This is a genomic window from Candidatus Methylacidiphilales bacterium (genome assembly GCA_033875315.1).
Lineage (GTDB): Bacteria > Verrucomicrobiota > Verrucomicrobiia > Methylacidiphilales > CAZTYG01 > JANRJG01.
On record JANRJG010000038.1, the window covers coordinates 1 to 19,504 of the forward strand.

A 19,504-nucleotide genomic window follows, 5' to 3' on the forward strand; every position below is an offset into this window, starting at 1 on the left:
ATATACCCGTGACCGACGAGCAACAAAGCGGGGCGGCTTTTTGGCCCCAGCCCAGAGGGTGATGGCGGCACCTGCCCACCCCCTTCGTCGTCTCTTCCTTGCGTATCTCGTCCCGATATGCGCGGTCGCTCCTCCTCGGGCCCGGGCAGGTGGCACTCATCACGCGGGCCACGGGGGTTATCCGGATAGGCTCTTGGGAAGAATGAATGCAAACCGGCTCGGCAGGAGCCTCGCCCTCCCGCTGGCCCTGTCATTCAGTCAATACGATTTGGTTTTACTCGTTTTCATTCTCCTGCCCTCCGGGGTTAGGAGAACGAGCATAAGAACGAGTTGAAAACGTGCCAGTGAAATGGAACATCTCTAAAGCTTCGCCAAGATGGTATTGAGCGTCTTGCTGGGGCGCAGGGCGGCCACGGCCTTGGCCTCGTCGGGGCGGTAATAGCCCCCGATGTCGACCGGGTGGCCCTGGACGGATTTCAGTTCCTCCACAATCCGGGCTTCGTTCCCCTCCAACTCCCGGGCAATGGGCGTGAACACGGATTGCAGTTCCCGGTCCTTGGTTTGTGCGGCCAATTCCTGGGCCCAATACAGGGCCAGATAAAAGTGGCTGCCGCGGTTGTCGAGGGTGCCGAGTTTGCGACCGGGGGAACGGTCGTTTTCCAAGAACTTGCCGGTGGCGGCATCAAGGGTCTCGGCAAGGACGCGGGCTTTCTCATGCTGGTAGGTGGTGGCGATGTGCTCGAAGGACGGGGCCAGGGCGAAGAATTCCCCCAGTGAATCCCAGCGGAGGTAGTTGTCCTGGAGGAACTGCTCCACGTGCTTGGGAGCCGAACCCCCGGCGCCGGTTTCAAACAAGCCGCCCCCGTTCATGAGGGGGACGATCGACAACATCTTGGCGCTGGTGCCCACTTCCAGGATCGGGAAGAGGTCGGTGAGGTAGTCCCGCAGGACGTTGCCAGTGACCGAAATGGTGTCGAGTCCCTGGACAATCCGCTCCAGGCTGAACTGGCAGGCGGCGGCGGGCGGGAGGATGCGCAGGTCCAGACCGGAGGTGTCGTGGTCCTTCAAGTAGGTGTTCACCTTGGCGATGATCTGGGCGTCGTGGGCGCGTTTTTCATCGAGCCAGAAGACGGCGGGGGTCTTGGAGGCACGGGCCCGGCTCACGGCCAGTTTGACCCAGTCGCGCACCGGGGCGTCCTTGGTTTGACAGGCGCGCCAGATGTCTCCCGCTTCGACTGCGTGCTCCATCAAAACTTCCGCCTTCTGACCTCCGCCGCCTGGCGTCGGAACGGTGACCACGCGCACCGTTCCATTTGAGGGAAGCTCGAATGTTTTATTGTGGGAGCCGTATTCCTCGGCCGCCTGGGCCATGAGGCCGACGTTGGAAACGGAACCCATGGTGCGCGGGTCCAGGGCCCCCTGTTTTTTGCAGAAGTCGATCACGGTTTGGTAAACGCCGGCGTAACAACTGTCGGGAATGACCGCGAGGGTGTCCTGGGGTTTGCCCTGGGCGTTCCACATCCGGCCGGAAGTGCGGATCATGGCGGGCATGGAGGCATCGACAATGACGTCGCTGGGCACGTGGAGGTTGGTGATGCCCTTGTCGGAGTTGACCATGGCCAGCGCGGGGCCGGCTTCATAGGCGGCCAGAATGCCGGCCTCGATGGCGGCCTTCTGGTCCGGCGGGAGGGAGGCGATCTTGGCCACCAGATCACCCAATCCATTGTTGAAATCGACCCCGAGTTTTTCCAACAACGGGCCGTGATCCGCGATGAGGTTGCGGAAGAAGACCTTCACCGCGTGTCCGAAAAGGATGGGGTCGGAGACCTTCATCATGGTGGCCTTGAGGTGGAGCGAGAACAGCACGCCGTCCTGCTTGGCGCGGGCGATTTGCTGCTGGTAGAAGGCCACCAGGGCCCGGCGGCTGAGGAAGGTGCCGTCGAGGATTTCGCCGGCTTGGAGCGGGAGGTTGTCTTTGAGGACTACCGCCGTGGCAGATCCAGTCGGGACGAATTCGATGCGCACGGTGACGGCTTCGGGCACGGTGACCGACTTTTCATTGGAGAAGAAGTCGTCCCGACCCATGGTGGCGACGGCGGTCTTGGAATCCTTCGTCCAGGCCCCCATGGAGTGGGGGTGTTTGCGGGCGTAATCCTTGACCGCCTTGGGGGCGCGGCGGTCGGAGTTTCCCTCGCGCAGGACGGGGTTGACGGCACTGCCCTTGACCTTGTCGTAGCGCGCCTTGGCATCTTTTTCGGCGGCGTTCTGCGGCACTTCGGGATAAGCGGGCAGGGCGTATCCCTTGGCCTGAAGCTCCGCGATGGCGGCCTTAAGCTGGGGAACGGAGGCGCTGATGTTGGGCAGCTTGATGATGTTGGCCTCGGGCTTGAGGGTCAATGCCCCGAGCTCGGCCAGGGCGTCCGGAACCTGCTGGCCGGCGGGAAGCAGGTCGCGGAAAGCGGCGAGGATGCGACCGGAAAGGGAGATATCGCGTGTTTCCACGCTGACTCCGGCCTGTTTGCTGTAGGCCTGCACGATGGGAAGGAGGGAATAAGTCGCCAGTGCGGGGGCTTCGTCGGTCAGGGTGTAGAGGATGGTGGGTTGGGTCATGGGTGCCTTGGGTTGGAAGAATGGATTCTTTGAGTTAAAGGATTTTGAAGCCGGGAGTCAATGGGGCGGATGCCTGCCGGACCGGCCCTTTGGGGGCCCATCCAAGGGGGGGGCGCTAGGTCACTTTTGCCCTTTCATCGTGCTTCCTGCCGCTTGGGCAGCGATGGTGAACAGAATATTAATGGAAGGTTAGCACTTGGGAGATAGGCATTTAGGCGATTCAAGCCGCTTCGACACCTCTTTTTCACGTCAACCGGGTACGCTCTGTGCTAATATCACAGTGTTATGGAAGCGATCCAACCCCAAGCGATGGAAACCCCGCGCGAATCCGAACAGGTTTTCGTTCCGGGCTTGGCCACGATATCCGGCACCGGCACCCAAATGACCTGGGTGTCGGAGTTGATCGGCTATACGGTCAACGGTTGTTTCAAGATCCGCGACCAGTCGGGACAGGTCCGCATCGTCAAGCGGCACAAGTCCAAGGACCGACCCGGGATGAAAGCCTGGATCAGCCTGAACTGACCGGGACCCTCGCTCCCCTATTTTCCTTGTTTTCCTTATCTCGCTCATCCGCCCGATCTCTTTTCCCTCTTTCCCAGTTTCCTGTCATTTCGTGAATTGATCCAAGGCAGGCGAGGTTCCCCGGGTCACCCGGGCTCCGCCGTTGGCGGCGAGGTGGTTCAGGACGTGATAGACATCCTCGGGATCTGCGGATAATCCGGCCGCCAGAGTCTCGGCCGTGACCGGCCCGGAGGCCGATGCCGACGCCAAAGCCGCCACCGTTTTCGACTGCAATTCCAAAAGGCGCGAGGCCGCCTTCTTGCCCGCCTCGACCCCGGGCTGGTGGTAGGCGTTGATGTTGACGAAGGAGGCGTAAAAGCCGACCGCGCGTTCATAGAGCGCGATCAGCGCACCAAGTGTGCGGGGAGAAACGGCGGCGATGCTGACGGTGATGTTTTCCCGGCCACCCTCGCTGAGGGCGGCACGTGTTCCGCGGAGGAATCCCTGGAGGTAGTCGCCGGAAGTGAAACCGGGATCGACTTCGACCCGGGCCCCGCCCGCCTGCCGGACTTCGATGAAGGTGGCGAAGAAGTTGTTGATCCCGTCGCGCAACTGCTGGACGTAGGCGTGCTGGTCGGTCGACCCCTTGTTGCCGTAGACCGCGATGCCCTGGTGGACGGTCTTTCCATCCAGGTCCTTTTCCTTGCCCAGCGACTCCATCACCAATTGCTGGAGGTATTTGCTGAAGAGGACAAGACGGTCCTTGTAAGGCAGGACAACCATGTCCTTGGCCCCGCGGCCACTGCCGGCATGGTGCCACATCAGGGCCAGGAGGAGGGCCGGGTTCTGGCGGACTTCCCCAGCCCGGGTGGCCGCGTCCATTTCCTTCGCCCCCTCGAGGAAGGCATCAATGTCGATGCCCTGCAGGGCCATGCCGACGAGGCCGACGGTGCTCATGACCGAGGTGCGCCCGCCCACCCAGTCCCACATGGGGAATCGCTTGAGCCAGCCACCCGCCACGGCAACCTTGTCGAGGTTGCTGCCGACGCCGGTGATGGCCACGGCATGCGGGGCGAAATCAAGACCCCTGGCCTGGTAGGCGGCTTGGACTTCCAACATGCCGTTGCGGGTTTCCGGGGTGCCCCCGGACTTGGAGATGACCAGAACCAGGGTGCGGCCCAGGTCGGTGCCGATGGCGGTCAAAACGCGGGCCATGCCTTCCGGATCGGTGTTGTCGAGGAAGTGGACATGCATCTTGTCCGCAGAAGTGCCGAGGGCATCGGCCAGCAGTTGCGGCCCCAGGGCGGAGCCCCCGATGCCGACGATGAGGACGCGTTCGAACTTGGGAAACTTCGGGGGGCGGACCGCCCCGCTGTGCACCGAGGCCGCGAATTGTTTCACATCGGCCAGGGTATCGATGATTTCTTTTTTCAACGCCGCATCCGGAGTGATGGCGGGATTGCGGAGCCAATAGTGGCCGACCATCCGTTTTTCATCGGGATTGGCGATGGCCCCGCCCTCGAGGGCTTTCATATCGGCCAGGGCCTTGGTGGTGGCCGGTGCCATGGTGGAGAAGTAGCCCTCTGGAAAATTCATCCGGCTGATGTCGAGGCTGAGGTCAAGGCCCTCGTGGCGGTAGAGGGTTTCTGTGTATTTTTTCCAGTGTGGGGTGCTCATGGGGAATGTCCTGGTATCTCTTCTTTATTGGGGGGTGGGGTTGGCGAAAGTTGACTCAGATTGTTAAACGTCGGTATCCGGCGCAAGTGTTATCCATGCCGGTCTCAACGGAAAAGGTGGGGCCATTTTTCCTTCCAGTCAGGGCGCAGCGGCTGCGGGCGGCCGGTGGCCAGGTTGACCGGCACCATGATCTGGCGGCAGCGCACCAACACCGTGGCATCGTCGGTGCGTCGCATCTCAAATTCCAGATGGAAGCGCACCCGCTCGATTCCGGTCAAACGGCCGACGATCTCCAAGGGATCTCCCAGGCGGGCCGGGCGCAAATAATCGATCTCGGTGCGGGCCACCACGGGACAGTCCCTTCCACCGGTCATCTCGGCCAGGGGCCACCCCAGATGCTCCGCCAGTTCGCTCCGGGCCTGCTCGATCAAGCGCAGGTAGGCCACATTGTGCACCACGCCCCCGGCGTCGGTGTCGTAGAAATAAATCTTCACCGGCAGGGCCAGTTCCGGAACTTCAGGATGGCTGTGGGCGGACATGGAAGCGAGTGGTCGGGTGTGTCGGAGGCAGGCCGGGTTGGGATCAGTCCCCGATTTCCTTTTCCAAAGCCTTGGTGATGGCCTTCACCACTTTGACCCGGGCGTGCCATTTGTAGTTGCCCTCGATCAGGTTCCAGGGGGCGTGCGGAGGACTGGTCAGGCGGAACATCTCCTCCGCGGCCTCATTATGCTGGTCCCACTTCTCCCGGTTGCGCCAGTCCTCATCACTGATTTTCCAGTGCTTGTAGGGATCGGCCTCACGACGCTTGAAACGCATCAATTGCTCCTCCTTGGTGATGTGGATGTAGAACTTGAGCAGGATGGTGCCATCATCGACCAGAGTCTTCTCGAAGGAATTGATTTCATCATAAGCCCGCCGCCATTCCTTGCGCGTGGCGAACTCCTCAACCCGTTCGACCAAGACGCGCCCATACCAACTGCGGTCGAAGATGACCGCCTGCCCGTAGGCCGGAATCTTCCCCCAGAAGCGCCAGAGGTAGTGGTGGGCGTATTCTTCCGGTGTGGGCTTGACGATCGAATAGACACGGATGTTGCGGGGGTCGAGTTTCTCGGTGACCCGTTTGATGACGCCGCCCTTGCCGGCGGCATCCGGCCCCTCGAATACCAGAACCAGATTCCGGCGCTTTTCCAGGAGGATGCGCTGGCGGTGGAGCAATTCGAGTTGGTACTTGCTCAACCGCTCCTTGTATTCCTCCTTCGAGGCGATTTGTTTCTGCAGGTCCAATTCGTCGAGCAATCCCATGCCCTTTTCCTAGAGGAAGCCGCGCCTGAGGCGAGGGAAAACTGGACCGGATTTGGCTTTGCCTGAGGGGGGCATTGCGCTGTCATGGTCAGTCCATGATCCTGCGCGAATACCCGGACGAGTCCTCTTGGCTGGAAACACTGCTCCTTGAGTGGCGGGCGCTCGGCGGGGAAGCGGTGGCCCGGCGGGGGGCCTTCCAGGTCGCGTTATGCGGCGGATCCACCCCGGGGGCTTTCTACCGTGCCCTGGCCCGGTCCGACTGGCCCTGGTCGGCCACCCACTTGTTCATCGGCGACGAACGTTGCGTCGGGCCTGAACACAAAGACAGCAATTACCGGATGATTTTTGAATCCCTCTACCCGAAAAAACCCGTCCTGCACCGGTGGAAAACGGAAATGCGCGATTATGCTTCGGCCGCCCTGGATTACGAACACCTGATCAAACGGGAAACCGGTGACCCGCCCAAATTCGACCTCATCCTCCTCGGAGTGGGTGACGATGGCCATACCGCATCGCTTTTCCCCGGAACGACCGCCCTCGAAGAGTCGATCCGCCCGGTGGTGGTCCATGAAGTGCCCCAACTCAAGGCCAAACGGCTGACCTTCACCTACCCGGCCTTCAAACGGGCGCGTGCCGTCTGGTTCCTGACCCGCGGCACCAGGAAAAAAACCTGGGTCGACCGGATGGCCGCCGGGGAGGCGTCCGCCTTCCCCGCAGCCCGCGTGCACTGCGACCTGACCGAGCCGGTCATCCACCACTGCGCGGCTTGAGCCCCGCAGGAGGCGGGAAAAATCCGTTGCCGCACCCCGCACCTTGGACTAAATTCCTCACTCCCCGAAGGGACCCCCCATGCCCACCTCCACCCCCACTCCTTCCGCTCCCACCCGCAACGCCAAACCTTTCAGCGTGGTCATCTTTGGCGCCAGCGGCGACCTGACCCGCCGCAAGCTCGTCCCGGCCTTTTTCGGCCTGTGGAAGGAACAGGCCCTTCCCCAGGATTTCGAGATCATCGGCTTCGCCCGCCGCGAAAAAACCGATGAATCCTTCCGCGAAGAAATGAAGGAAGGCACGACCAAGTTCTCCCGTCTGGCCCCGGTGAGCGACAGTGATTGGAACGAATTCTCAAAGCATGTCTCCTACCACGTGGGCAATTTCGACGACGCCACCTCCTACCAAAAACTGGCCGAGAAGTTGAAAAAACTGGCCAAGGAACGTGGCCTGGAACAACAGCTTTTCTACATGGCCACCGCCCCGGAGTTTTTCTCCCCGGTCATGGAGGAATTGAAAAAGGTCGGCCTCGTCGGCCACGGCCTGCCCTCCCGCGTGGTGATCGAAAAACCCTTCGGCCACGACTACCAGTCCGCCCGCACCCTGGTCACCGATCTGCAGAAGTGCATCGACGAGGAATCCCTATACCGCATCGATCACTACCTGGGCAAAGAAACCGTCCAGAACCTGCTCTATTTCCGCTTCGCCAACTCGATCTACGAACCCATCTGGCAGCGCTCCATGATCGACCACGTCCAGATCACCGTGGCGGAAAAAGAAGGCGTGGGCACGCGCGGTGGCTACTACGACGGTGTGGGGGCGATGCGCGACATGGTGCAAAACCACCTCATGCAACTCCTGACCATCACCGCGATGGAACCCCCCGGTTCGCTCCACTCCGAAGCCATCCGCGATGAAAAGGTCAAGGTCCTGCGCTCGATCCCGACACCCCGGTTGGAAGTCGTGCCCCAGATCTCCGTCCGTGCGCAATACAATGGCTACAAGACGGCCGACCGGGTCGCCCCCGATTCCGTCACCGAAACCTACGTCGCCCTCAAGCTCTACATCGACAACTGGCGCTGGGCCGGTGTTCCCTTCTATCTGCGCACCGGCAAGGCCCTCTCCACCCGCGCCAGTGAAATCGTCGTTGTCTTCAAACGGCCACCGATGTCCCTCTTCCAGGCCAGCGAGCGGGAATACGTCCACCGCAACCGCCTCCACATCCGCCTGCAACCCGAGGAAGGCATCCACTTGAATTTCAACGCCAAGGTTCCCGGGAAGAGCGTCATGAGCGCGGTCGACATGGACTTCCAATACAAAAGCAAATTCGGTTCCTATTCCCCCGAGGCTTACGAACGGCTCCTGCACGACTTCACCGTCGGTGACTCCACCCTTTTCACCCGCGCCGATGAAGTCTTGGAAGCCTGGCGTCTGGCCGATGCCATCTACGCCGGTTGGAAGGACGCCCCCGTGGCCAACTACGAGGAAAACAGCTGGGGCCCGGTGGAATCGGACAAGCTCCTCGCCCGCGACGGCAACCGCTGGATCGAACTCGGCCAGCGCTGAAAAGCCTGCCAGGGTCGCGGTTGTATCAATCGCTAGCGCTCCGGAAGGGCACCGTCTCCAGCCCCTCCGGCCGGAAGCGCAGCTCCACCGCCCCGCAATCGTCCTGTTGCAGCACCCTCACGCCCAAACGCTCCACGTCCCGCCAAAAATGGTCGTCGAGTGAATGGTCAGGTTGGTAGCCGCGACCCGGACGGATCAGGACCGAGGGCCGAACCGCTTCCAGCCACGCGCTGGAAAGATTGAGCCCGGCCGAGTGTTCCCCCTGCAGCAGAACATCCGCGCGCAACCCGGCACCCGCGGCCAGAAGGCGTCGCTCGACTTCGGCCGAGATATCCCCCGCGAACAAAACCGCCCCACCGGGGCCGGAGGCGCGGAAGACAAGGCCGCGGTCTTCCAATCGTTCCAGGTCCATTTCCGACCCCGGCCACAACACCTCGATGGTCCAGCCGCCCGGCCAGGAAAAGCGGTCCCCCCTGCGCCAGAATCGTTTGCCCTTGCCCTGCTCCTGCAACGCGGCCAGCCAGCGGTGCTGGACCCCCGAACGGGAACGCCAGCCGGAGTCGACCCATTCCCGCACCGGCACCCCGGCCAGGATCTGCGTGGCCGAACCCATCCGCCGGGCACCGCCGTGTCCGAGGACCACGGCCTCCCACTCGTTGATCCCCTGCCAACGACGGAAGGAATCGACCAGGTATTCCCAGGTTCTTTCCGGACCGGGATCGAGGAGCAGGGCACGACCCTCCGCCTGCACCACCACCGGGGCGGCGGGTCCATCGTGAAGAACCGTCATCACCACCGCCCCGGCCGGCGGACGGTCCCAGGGCAGAACGACAAAGCCGTGGCCGCCGGGAACTCCCGCCAAAAAGGTGATGGCACTAGCCATGAATTCCAGGATCCGCGCACTGCACAAATTCGGCAGCAGGGCCAGCGCACCCCAGACCGAACCCACCGCCACCGATACCGACCCCAGAACCAGGACCACTCCCGCCAGCGGAACGACCAGGATGTTTGCCAGCAAAGCCACGGGGGCGAAGAGATGGAAGCAGCCGATGCTGTGCGGAAGCGAGGCCAGCCATGCGGCCAAAGAAACCGCCACCACCGTTCCGACGGCGCGCCAGGCCGATTCGACCCGCAGGCGCCAGGCCGGGAGCAACCGCCGTGGAATCCACGGATCAGGGGCACCCCACCGCACCCAGCAACGCAGCAGAGGCGGGGCCAACAGGGAAAGCCCCAACAACACAACAAACGACAACTGGAATCCCAGATCCGTCAGTATGCGGGGATCCCAGACAAACATGAAAAGGGCCGCCGCCCCGAGAATGTTGAAAAGACCCACGGGACGATACAGGGCCCAACCTACGGATACCAAACCGGCCATGACAAAAGCACGGAAGGCACTCGGTTGCATTCCGGTGCTGAGGCAGAACAAAAGCAGCAGTGGCAACACCAGCCAACTCCAACGCCAACGGATCAACCCCGCGGTCCTCAGCACCAAGACCAACATTCCCAAAATGATGCCCACATTCTGTCCGCTGACGGCAAAGAGGTGCATCGTCCCCGTGACCCGGAACGCCTCTTCCACCGGCTCGGCCATGCCATCGCGGTAACCAAACAACATGGCCGAGAGCAGTCCCGCGGGTTCCGGCCGGTCCTCCAATCCCAGGTTGAGCAGGCGGCGCATGTGGCGTTTGAACGCCACCGCACGATGGAGAAGCCATGAACCCCGCCCGTGTTCGACGGCCACGGCATCGGGGCCATGGAGGTAAAACTGGTAGAGCACCCCACGGCTCCGCAACCAAGCCGCATAATCGAACTGCCCCGGATTCATCGTCACCCGCGGCGGGGCCAGGTAACCGGAGCCCTCGATGACGTCGCCGTAGGCCGGATCCGGATCCGACGGATTTTCGAAACGCACCTGAACCCAGCCGTCCGTTTCCCGCCATTGACCCGACTGATTGATACCCACGACACGCGCGCGGAACTCCCAACGGGTGGAATCGCCGCCCCCGCGGGCCCGGCGTTCTACCGGGTCCTCCGCCACCTCGATGCGTAAACGCGCCTCGGTCGGGGTCAAACCCACTTGGTGGAAAAGATGTGCCGGCGGCAAACTGAGCGCGCGGGCCTGGAACCAGAGGGCTGAGGCCGCCCCCACCGCCATCCACAAAGCCACCACCCGCCACCGCTTGCCGGCCACCCAGGCCAGGCCGGCCGCCGGAAGAAAGAACACCACCCAGGCGATTGGTGGCACTGCTTTGATATGTCCGAGGAGAATGCCTGCGGCCGAAGCCAGGGCCATCCAGAAAAGAGGGCAGGGCACCCCCCGGTCGCCCACATCATGCTCATCAGCCATGGACGCCGGGCAGGTGGTTGAGGCATGGGTAGGATCCCAGCTTCAGGTGGCGACGGATCGCCGTGGTGATGAAGCGCTTGCCCCCGGCCACCGCCTCCTCCAGCGGAAGTCCATGGGCCAGTCCGGCCGCGATGGCTGCAGAATACGTGCACCCGGTCCCGTGCGGGGAAACCCCGGCCACCGTCGCGACCGAATAATGACGCAGGCGACGCCCGTCGTGCAGGACATCGACGGCGCGGGAAAGGCGGAGGTGGCCGCCCTTGACCAGAAACGGGACGCCGAACCGCCTTGCCAGCCATTCCGCCGCCCCTTCCACATCGGCCAGGGAGGTGAGTTTTTTTCCGGTCAGCACGCCGGCCTCATCGAGGTTGGGCGTGACCAGGGCCGCCAGGGGAAAGATGAGGGCCTGCATCGCCCGCACCGCCGCAGGCTTGAACAAAAGGGCCCCACTGCTGGCCACCAAAACCGGGTCGACCACCAGCGGCGGTCGCCTGCGGGGCGGCAGCGCCGCCAAAGCTCCGGCGACAGCGCGCATGATGGCTCCCGAATAGAGCATGCCGGTTTTCGCCCCGGCCACCGGGAAGGCTTCAAAAACCAATCGGATCTGCTCCGACACCGCCTCGGGCGGGAGGGGGTCGATGCGCGTGACCCTGCCCGGATGCTCGGCCACCACACAGGTCACCGCCGTGGTGCCATAAGTGCCCAGGGTGGTGAAGGTTTTGAGGTCCGCCTGCAGCCCGGCCCCCCCGCTGTTGTCGGAACCAGCGATGGTCAGGGTGACGGGGATACGGCGGTTGGGCATGGTTAAAATTAAGCAGAAGACCCTGTCGTAAACGAAGCCTTTTTGAAAACCGCCCATTCACCAGTGCACTTGCCTTGTCTGTCACCTTAGTTAGCTTCTGATTGAATTCATGAAAGACCTGATCCGCCACCCCATTTTCCCCTTCGCCGCGCCTTTTGTCCTTTTCATGCTTCTCTTGGCCGCTCGCGACCTGCACGAGCATGCGGTTTATCTCACCTACCCGATCACTGTTTTTGCGGTCGGCTTGACCATCGGCTATATCTGGCACCGGCTGCCCCCGGTCCGCTTCACCCGGCCCCTCGCCAGCACCCTCCTCGGTCTGGCCGGCACGGTCCTGTGGGTCGGCCTCTACCCCTGGCTGGGCAAATCCAATCCAGACCCCTCCGAGGGCTTCAACCCCGGACTTTTTGAATCAACCGCCATCCAGTGGGGCCTCATCGCCTTCCGTATGGCCGGCTTCGTGCTCGTTGTCCCCATCATGGAAGAAATTTTCTGGCGCGGCTTTCTCCAGCGCTTCCTGGTGAACGAGGACTTTGAGAAAGTCGACCTCGGCCACTTTACTCTTTTTTCCTTTGCCGCCACCACAGGGATGTTCGTCCTGGCCCATGCCGACCAATGGGGCGTGGCCCTGCTCTGGGGCACCCTGGCCGGTTGGTGGTTCATTCGCACCAAGTCCCTCGGCGACGTCATCCTTCTGCACGCCGTGACCAACCTCGCCCTGGGCATCTACGTACTGGTCACGAAGAAGTGGTACTTTTGGTAATCTGACTCCGCATGCTTCCCCCTGCCTGCAGCCCGATGCCTGGTTTGGTTCGCTTCCAGTCCTGAGAATTCCTTGGCGTTCTTTGCGCCCTTCGCGGTAAAAAGGTCTCCATGCCCCGCATTGTCATCGCCGTCGGCTTCGCAGGGCACCCCATCGCCGCTGCGGGCAATTCCTGGTTTTTTCTCCAATGGGTGCTCGGCTTCCGCGACCTCGGCTGGGAGGTCTGGTTGGTCGAATCCCTACCCTCGGCAAAATTGATCGATGACCGCTGGCAACCCGCCCGGCCCGGGCTATCGGCCAACGAACGCCACTGGCAGGCCACCCTCACCCGTTACGGTCTCCACGACCATGCCACGCTCCTGATCGACGACCAAGCCGCCAATCTGGAAGAGGCCCGCGACTTCGCCGCCAACGCCGATGTCTTCCTGAACATGTCGGGTCATTTCCGATCGACGGTGATTCAATTCCCGCGGGCGAAGAAGGTCTACCTCGATGTCGACCCGGCTTTCACCCAGATTTGGGCCGAGGTTTACGGCAGCGACATGAACTTCGCGGGTCATGATGTGTTTTTCACTGTCGGCAGCCGGCTGGGGAAGGACGATTGCCGCGCCCCCCACCTGGGGATCAATTGGAAGCACACCTTCCCGCCGGTTTGTCTGGGGCACTGGCCCGAGACGCGGGATGACGACTTCACCCGCCTGACCACGGTGGCCCACTGGCAGGGCTACAGTTGGTGCGAGTGGAAGGGCGAATGGTACACGGGCAAAAGCGAGCAATTCGCCCTTTATCGCGAGGTGCCGCAAAAGACCCAAGTGCCTTTGGAGATCGCCACTGAAATAGCCGACAACCGCGAAGAATTGCAAAAGTATGCCGAGGCCGGTTGGCACTTGAGCGATGCGAGGTCTGTCTGCGCGGACTTTCCCTCGTATGAGGCCTTCATCCGCGGATCGGGCGGAGAGTTCAGTGCGGCCAAGGGAGGTTACGTGAAATCCCGCTGCGGCTGGTTCAGCGACCGCAGCGTTTGTTACCTGGCCGCGGGCCGTCCGGTCATTGTCGAGAGCACCGGACTCGAACCCGATCTTCCCCCACAAGCCGGTCTGCACTACTTCCGCACTTTGGAAGAAGCCGTCCGGGCGTGCGGGACCGTACGGGAAAACTATCCGGCGGAGCGGCGGGGCGCCCGGAAACTGGCCGAAACTGTTTTCTCCAGCCGGGTGGTGATCCCCAAAATGCTGGAAAAACTGTAACCGTTCTCACACTGGCTGGATGAGGGCGTAGTGCCCGGTGTCCAAGTGAGCATCAGGCGAGCCCTGCCAAGTTTGACACACCCGCCCGTGGGCGTCTCCGAGGGCATTGACCCGGACCTGCAATTCGAAGAGGAAGGGATTGTCCTGAAAAAGCCCGGCCGCACGGTAGGGAATCAGGAGTTCAAAGTCGTAGCCACTTTTATCGGCCTGAACCTTGACACGGGTGCCGACGATTTCGCCTTCGTGATGGACGTCGCGGATCGTGGGTTTTTTCTTGTCCGGTAAAACGACCCAATGCTTCGGCAACTCACGGGCAGGCCCCGGGGAAGCGAAGAAGAGTTCAATGGCACTGCCCTCCCAGAAGGGGCCGAAATGGGTGAGGATATCGGTATCATGAACACGCAATTGCAAAAGCAACCCGGATTTTGCGCGGGCCAGGGTTCCCTGGGCCACCTGATTACCCGACCAGACCAGTTCCAGCGCAGCTGCCTGTCTGCCTGATCCAACCTTCACGATCGTTCTCAAGGGTTGACGGAAGGAGCGGGCAAGGACATGTGGTGAATCTGAAAAAACACCGATCTCCAGCGCGGCACCTTCTTTTTCTTTCAAACGTGCGACCTCGAGGGGAATCCGTTTAGTTGCACCGACCGCCACCTGACAATGCTGGCGGGAAGGCCCTTTGAGACGGAATGCTGCTCCATCGACTGCCAGAACAATGTCTCCTTTGAACGGTATCCGGGTTCCATTTTCCACCACCAACTCAAGTGAAACCTTGCGAGCATCGGCTTGCACGCTGTTTGTTTCCTCCACTGAGACGAAAACACGCTGCAAGGCGGCCTCCGATCGACCGGTATTTTTCCGCACGGGTTTGAATTGCGGCAGGAAACCGTCCCGCTGGTGGGCGTCGATGAGTTCGTCACACATCTTCCAGATGTTGTCCAAGGTCAACTGACTGGAAGTGTGCGGATCCATCATGACGGCGTGGTAGATGTGTTCGCGTTTGCCGGTCAAGAAGGCTTCAACTGCGAGTTCCTGCACGGCGATGTTGGAACGGCAGATGGCAGCCAATTGCGGTGGAAGATCGCCGATGACCGTGGGCTGGATGCCCTGTTTGTCAACCAGGCAGGGCACCTCGACACAACAGGTGTCGGGCAGGTTGGTGATGAGGTTGTCGTTGGGCACGTTGCCGTAGACCACGGCGGGGGTGCCGCTTTCCATGGCGTTGATGATTTGTGATCCGTATTCCAGGCTCTTGCCGATGGCGACCTTGCTATCGGCCAACATGCGCTTCTCCGTGTCCTTCCAGGTGGCGATGATCGATTCGCAGCGGCGGAGGTATTCATCCAGCGGAATGCCGAATGCTTCGATGGTTTTTTCACCGTGGTGGATGAACCAGGGGCAGTATTCGGAGAAGTGCTCGCTTGATTCAGTGACGAAGAACCCCAGGCGGCGCATCATTTCAAAGCGGACCTTGTCGCGCGCGAAGACCCGCGGATTTTCGAGGGCCTTGAAGAGGATCGGATAGGCATCCTGGCCGCGATAATTGAATTCGAGGAAGAAAGCCACGTGGTTGATCCCGGCAACCTTGTAGCTGATGTCCTCGTAGGGCAGGCCGGCGTAATTGGCCAGTTGATGGGAAGTGCCCTGCACGCTGTGACAGAGACCGACGGAGGGAATCTGGCACACCCGGTCGATGGCCATCATATTCATGGCCATGGGATTCGAGTAATTGAGATAGAGCGGATCGGGGGCACCGAAATCGCGCAGGGCATTCCCCACCTTGACCAACTCCGGCATGGTGCGCAGGGCGCGGAAGACCCCGCCCACACCCAGGGTATCCGCTATGGTCTGGCGCAGGCCGTATTTTTTGGGAATCTCGAAGTCCGTCACCGTGGCAGGCTTGTATCCTCCCACTTGGATCATCGTGATGACATAGCGGGCTCCGGTGCAGGCTTTTTTGAGGTCGAGGGTGGATTCCACTTTTGCTTTCACCCCTAGTTGTTCGACCACCTTGCGGGCGAGGATGTCAGCCACCCGCAGGCGGGCCGGGTCGATGTCCATCAGGCAGAGGGTGGAAGCTTCCAGTGCCTTGTTTTGTAGGATGTCGCAGATGAGGGTTTTGGCGAAGACAACCGAGCCAGCGCCGACGAAAGTGATTTTGGCCATAGCTCATACAAGCCATCCAAGCCTTGGACCACAACTTGCAGAATGTGATCTTTGATATACAATTTGTGATATTCTTTCTTAGAGAGCCCGTGAAAGACATCCTCCTTGATTTGTATGCCGCATCCCCGCACGAGGCCGCCATCCACTCCTCCTACCACTGGGATAACCACGACCGACGTCCTTTCAGTTTGATCCTGCAATACACATGGAGCGGGGAAGGGCGTCTCCGGCGGAACAAGCGTGAACAAATTTGCGGACCCGGCCAAGCGATGATGATGCGACAGGGCGATCCCACCACTTACTATTATCCCACTGATGGAACGATCCCCTGGGAATACTCTTGGATCAACTTTGTCGGGGCAGAAGCACTTTGGGGGGGATTGATCCAGCGCTATGGGGATATCGTGACCCTGGATAGCGACGGAGAAACCATCGGCTTGCTCAGACAAATCACCCGGCTCTATCACAACAAGGAATTTCAAGACCGCTACCACACGAGCGAACTCTTGGTTCGCCTGCTTTCCTCCTTGGCCCGCGAATTGGGGCAAATACGGGAGGTCAACCAATCCCCAGTGCGACACGCCCAGGATTACCTCCGCGACCACCATCGGCGACCCATCAACATCAAGGAAGTGGCCGCCCAGTTTGGGATTTCACGGGAACATTTCGCACGCATGTTCCATGCGGAAACGGGGAAAACCCCAGCTGTCTTCTTGCGGGAGTTACGCCTACAAACCGCACGACGACTTTTGTGTGGCACGAACATGCCGGTGCGACAGGTGGCGGAACAAAGCGGGTTCGGCAGCAGCACCCATTTTTGCCGGGCATTCCGGATAGCTCAAAAGATGTCGCCGGAAGCATACCGGAAGAACAGAGAGCAATCCGCTAGAGGGAAAACTATAAAACGAGGTGATAGCCGGGCGAATGTCCCAGCCGAGGCAAAGGAAATGCCCACCTAGGGGGTAACCCTCAGCGCTTGCGGCGCTTGAGGTTGAGCATGGCGACCGACTTCTGGATGCTGGCGGCGAGGGCTTCGGCTTCGGAGCCGGTGGGTTTTTCCAGGAGTGCTTTCCGGGCCCGCTCAAGGGCCTCTTCCACCTTGTTCTCGTCAATTTCGGATTCCTGCAGGGCCATGTCGGTCAGCACGCGCACGAATTGGCCGGTCACTTCCACAAATCCGCGGCCCACCGCCAAGTGCTCGGTCTTCCCGCGCTTGGTCACACGCAGTTCCCCGGGGTTGACCAGGGTCAGGAAGGCCTCGTGCATGGCCAGGGCCCCGAACTCGCCCTCGCTGCCGGGGACGACGACGGAGTCGACCTCGGCCTCGTAGGCTTTTTTCTCGGGGGTGATGATCTCGAGGTGGATGGTGGGCATATGGAATACCGATGACGGAGGACGGACAACCGTGGACGGATTATTTCTTGTCGACGGTGTCGATGCCGCCCTTCATGTAGAAGTTGGCTTCGGGGACTTCATCATGTTTGCCTTCGAGGATTTCCTTGAAGCCGCGCACGGTCTCGACGATCGAGACATACTGGCCGGGCGTGCCGGTGAAGACTTCGGCCACGTGGAAGGGCTGGGACAGGAAGCGCTGGATTTTACGGGCGCGGTACACAGTGAGTTTGTCTTCCGGGGACAATTCGTCCATCCCGAGGATGGCGATGATGTCCTGGAGGTCCTTGTACTTCTGCAGCACGCGTTGTACACCGCGGGCGACCTCGTAGTGCTCCTGGCCGACGACTTCGGGGGCCAGGGCCTTGGAGGTCGAGGCCAGCGGGTCGACGGCGGGGTAGATGCCCAATTCGGCGATTGACCGTTCCAACACGATGGTGGAGTCAAGGTGGGCGAAGGTATTGGCCGGGGCCGGGTCGGTCAAGTCGTCAGCGGGCACGTAAACGGCCTGGACCGAGGTGATGGAGCCCTTGTTGGTCGAGGTGATGCGTTCCTGGAGCTCGCCCATTTCCGTGGCCAGGGTGGGCTGGTAACCCACCGCCGACGGGGAACGTCCGAGGAGCGCGGACACTTCGGAGCCGGCCTGGGAGAAGCGGAAGATGTTGTCGATGAAGAGGAGCACGTCCTGGTTCTTTTCATCGCGGAAGTATTCCGCCATGGCGAGACCCGAGAGGGCGACACGCATACGGGCGCCTGGGGGTTCGTTCATCTGGCCGTAGCAGAGGGCGACCTTGGATTTGCCGATGTCCTTGAGGTTGATGACGCCGGCATCGGCCATTTCATGGTAGAGGTCATTGCCTTCGCGGGAGCGTTCGCCGACGCCGGCGAAGACGGAGTAACCGCCGTGGGCCTTGGCGATGTTGTTGATGAGTTCGAGGATGACGACGGTCTTGCCGACGCCGGCGCCGCCGAAGGCCCCTGCTTTGCCACCCTTGGTGAACGGGCAGATGAGGTCGATGACCTTGATGCCGGTTTCAAGGATCTGCGCCTTGGTGTCCTGCTCGGTGAGATCCGGGGCGGGACGGTGGATGGGGTAACGCTTGGTGTGCGGGACTGGACCGAGTTCGTCAACAGGTTCGCCGAGAACATTGAAGATGCGTCCGAGGATGCCCTCGCCGACGGGGACGGAAATGGGCCCGCCGGTGTCGACCACGGGCATGCCCCGCTTGAGACCATCGGTGGAGGTCATGGCGACGGCGCGGACCCAACCATCGCCGAGGTGTTGTTGCACTTCGAGGATGATGCGTTGTTCCTTGCCCTGGGAGGTGAATTTCACTTCCAGTGCCTGGAGGAGGGAGGGCATGTTTTTTGAGTCGAATTCCACGTCGACGACAGCGCCAATGACTTGGACAATTTTACCGGTGTTACTCATGGAGTTATTTCTGATTGGTGATTTCTGATTTGAGATTCTTAGGAATTCATCGCCATCTGGGCGGCGGCGATTTCGAGGATTTCGTTGGTGATGCCGGCCTGGCGCACCTTGTTGTATTCGAGGGTCAGGTCCTTGATCAGGGACTTGGCATTGTCGGTCGCGCTCTTCATCGCGACCATGCGTGCGCTGTGCTCGGAGGCCCGGGCTTCGAGGATCATGTGGTAAACTTGGAAGTGGATGTAGGCCGGGAGCAATTCCGACATGACCGTTTGCGAGCTGGGTTCGTAGTGGTAATCAATGTTCGGTGCCTTGTCGAGGGACTCGCCGGCATCCTTGCCCGCGAGGGCAATCCCGGCGCCGGTCAATTCTTCCATGGGGAGAATCCGGGTCGCCACGGGCTTCTGCACCAGGGTGTTGATGTAGTGGGTGTAGAGGACCGTGACCGCATCGGCCTCGAGGGCGGTGAATCGGTCGATGAGGAACTGGGAAACCTGTTTGCACTCCAAGAAGGACGCCTTCTCGCTGATTTCGAAATCCGCCAGGAGGTGTTTTCCGGTGCGGGCGACAAAGGCCTTGGCCCGTTTGCCGATGGTGACGAAGGAGGCATCATCCGGGAAGGAATTGGTTTCGCGCAAAAGGTTGGTATTGAGCGCCCCGCAAAGCCCCTTGTCCGTGCTGATGACCAGAACCAACTGCTTCGATCCCTGTTTGCTTCTGCCCCAAAGAGGATGGTGGATGTCTTCGGCCCGTTCCTTGAGATCGTGGATCATGCGGTCAAGACCCTCGGCATAGGAACGGCCGGAAAGGGCGGCCTCCTGGGCCTTGCGCATCTTGGACGCGGCCACCATCTGCATCGCCTTGGTGATCTGGGCGGTGTTTTTGACCGACTTGATGCGCCGGCGGATGTCGCGTGTGTTGGCCATGATGT

16 protein-coding genes are annotated in these 19,504 nt (G+C 61.1%); 6 read left to right on the forward strand and 10 right to left on the reverse strand.

Annotation, left to right across the window (positions count from 1 at the left end; translation table 11 throughout):
* Positions 1-360: 360 nt before the first annotated feature.
* The gene (locus SFU85_10510) at positions 361-2,610 is read right to left on the reverse strand and encodes an NADP-dependent isocitrate dehydrogenase (protein MDX6767208.1); all 2,250 of its coding nucleotides are present in this window, start codon (positions 2,608-2,610) and stop codon (positions 361-363) included.
* A 285-nt stretch (positions 2,611-2,895) separates the two neighbouring features.
* Between SFU85_10510 and SFU85_10515 the strand changes: the two genes are divergently transcribed.
* Positions 2,896-3,132: a hypothetical protein gene (locus SFU85_10515; GenBank protein ID MDX6767209.1), complete on the forward strand. Its 237-nt coding sequence runs from the start codon at positions 2,896-2,898 to the stop codon at positions 3,130-3,132.
* A gap of 84 nt (positions 3,133-3,216) precedes the next feature.
* Here SFU85_10515 and SFU85_10520 read toward each other — a convergent pair whose 3' ends face one another.
* The 3 genes from SFU85_10520 to SFU85_10530 all read right to left on the reverse strand — a co-directional run bounded on the left by SFU85_10520 (position 3,217) and on the right by SFU85_10530 (position 6,090).
* Positions 3,217-4,788 (reverse strand): glucose-6-phosphate isomerase, encoded by a 1,572-nt coding sequence (locus SFU85_10520; protein MDX6767210.1) that lies wholly within the window; start codon positions 4,786-4,788, stop codon positions 3,217-3,219.
* A gap of 104 nt (positions 4,789-4,892) precedes the next feature.
* Positions 4,893-5,327, reverse strand: coding sequence for a thioesterase family protein (locus tag SFU85_10525; GenBank protein MDX6767211.1), 435 nt, complete (start codon positions 5,325-5,327; stop codon positions 4,893-4,895).
* Between the two features lie 43 nt (positions 5,328-5,370).
* Positions 5,371-6,090 (reverse strand): hypothetical protein, encoded by a 720-nt coding sequence (locus SFU85_10530; protein ID MDX6767212.1) that lies wholly within the window; start codon positions 6,088-6,090, stop codon positions 5,371-5,373.
* Between the two features lie 95 nt (positions 6,091-6,185).
* On the opposite strand from SFU85_10530, the gene pgl reads away from it, so the two are divergent.
* A complete protein-coding gene (gene pgl, locus SFU85_10535) occupies positions 6,186-6,860 on the forward strand; it encodes a 6-phosphogluconolactonase (protein MDX6767213.1) in 675 nt (224 codons plus the stop codon).
* Between the two features lie 79 nt (positions 6,861-6,939).
* A complete protein-coding gene (gene zwf / locus SFU85_10540; protein MDX6767214.1) occupies positions 6,940-8,424 on the forward strand; it encodes a glucose-6-phosphate dehydrogenase in 1,485 nt (494 codons plus the stop codon).
* Between the two features lie 25 nt (positions 8,425-8,449).
* Here zwf and SFU85_10545 read toward each other — a convergent pair whose 3' ends face one another.
* The gene (locus tag SFU85_10545; protein ID MDX6767215.1) at positions 8,450-10,774 is read right to left on the reverse strand and encodes a ComEC/Rec2 family competence protein; all 2,325 of its coding nucleotides are present in this window, start codon (positions 10,772-10,774) and stop codon (positions 8,450-8,452) included.
* Complete coding sequence (gene thiD, locus SFU85_10550) at positions 10,767-11,576, reverse strand: bifunctional hydroxymethylpyrimidine kinase/phosphomethylpyrimidine kinase (GenBank protein ID MDX6767216.1); 810 nt, start codon at positions 11,574-11,576, stop codon at positions 10,767-10,769. The genes SFU85_10545 and thiD overlap by 8 nt, the downstream gene beginning before the upstream one ends.
* A 109-nt stretch (positions 11,577-11,685) precedes the next feature.
* Between thiD and SFU85_10555 the strand changes: the two genes are divergently transcribed.
* Entirely contained in the window at positions 11,686-12,339 is a 654-nt protein-coding gene (locus tag SFU85_10555) for a CAAX prenyl protease-related protein (GenBank protein MDX6767217.1), read from the forward strand.
* Positions 12,340-12,449: 110 nt separating this feature from the next.
* Entirely contained in the window at positions 12,450-13,586 is a 1,137-nt protein-coding gene (locus SFU85_10560) for a hypothetical protein (GenBank protein MDX6767218.1), read from the forward strand.
* 6 nt (positions 13,587-13,592) lie between these two features.
* Here SFU85_10560 and SFU85_10565 read toward each other — a convergent pair whose 3' ends face one another.
* On the reverse strand, positions 13,593-15,752 hold the full coding sequence (locus tag SFU85_10565) for an alpha-glucosidase/alpha-galactosidase (protein MDX6767219.1): 2,160 nt from the start codon (positions 15,750-15,752) through the stop codon (positions 13,593-13,595).
* An 89-nt stretch (positions 15,753-15,841) separates the two neighbouring features.
* On the opposite strand from SFU85_10565, the gene SFU85_10570 reads away from it, so the two are divergent.
* Positions 15,842-16,711: an AraC family transcriptional regulator gene (locus SFU85_10570; GenBank protein ID MDX6767220.1), complete on the forward strand. Its 870-nt coding sequence runs from the start codon at positions 15,842-15,844 to the stop codon at positions 16,709-16,711.
* A 10-nt stretch (positions 16,712-16,721) separates the two neighbouring features.
* On the opposite strand, the gene atpC is transcribed toward SFU85_10570, so the two are convergent.
* Genes atpC through atpG form a run of 3 tightly spaced genes read right to left on the reverse strand, consistent with a single transcriptional unit; the run spans position 16,722 to position 19,499 of the window.
* Positions 16,722-17,126, reverse strand: coding sequence for an ATP synthase F1 subunit epsilon (atpC, locus tag SFU85_10575; GenBank protein ID MDX6767221.1), 405 nt, complete (start codon positions 17,124-17,126; stop codon positions 16,722-16,724).
* A gap of 40 nt (positions 17,127-17,166) precedes the next feature.
* Positions 17,167-18,576 (reverse strand): F0F1 ATP synthase subunit beta, encoded by a 1,410-nt coding sequence (gene atpD, locus SFU85_10580; protein MDX6767222.1) that lies wholly within the window; start codon positions 18,574-18,576, stop codon positions 17,167-17,169.
* A 38-nt stretch (positions 18,577-18,614) separates the two neighbouring features.
* On the reverse strand, positions 18,615-19,499 hold the full coding sequence (gene atpG, locus SFU85_10585; GenBank protein ID MDX6767223.1) for an ATP synthase F1 subunit gamma: 885 nt from the start codon (positions 19,497-19,499) through the stop codon (positions 18,615-18,617).
* Positions 19,500-19,504 lie beyond the last annotated feature (5 nt).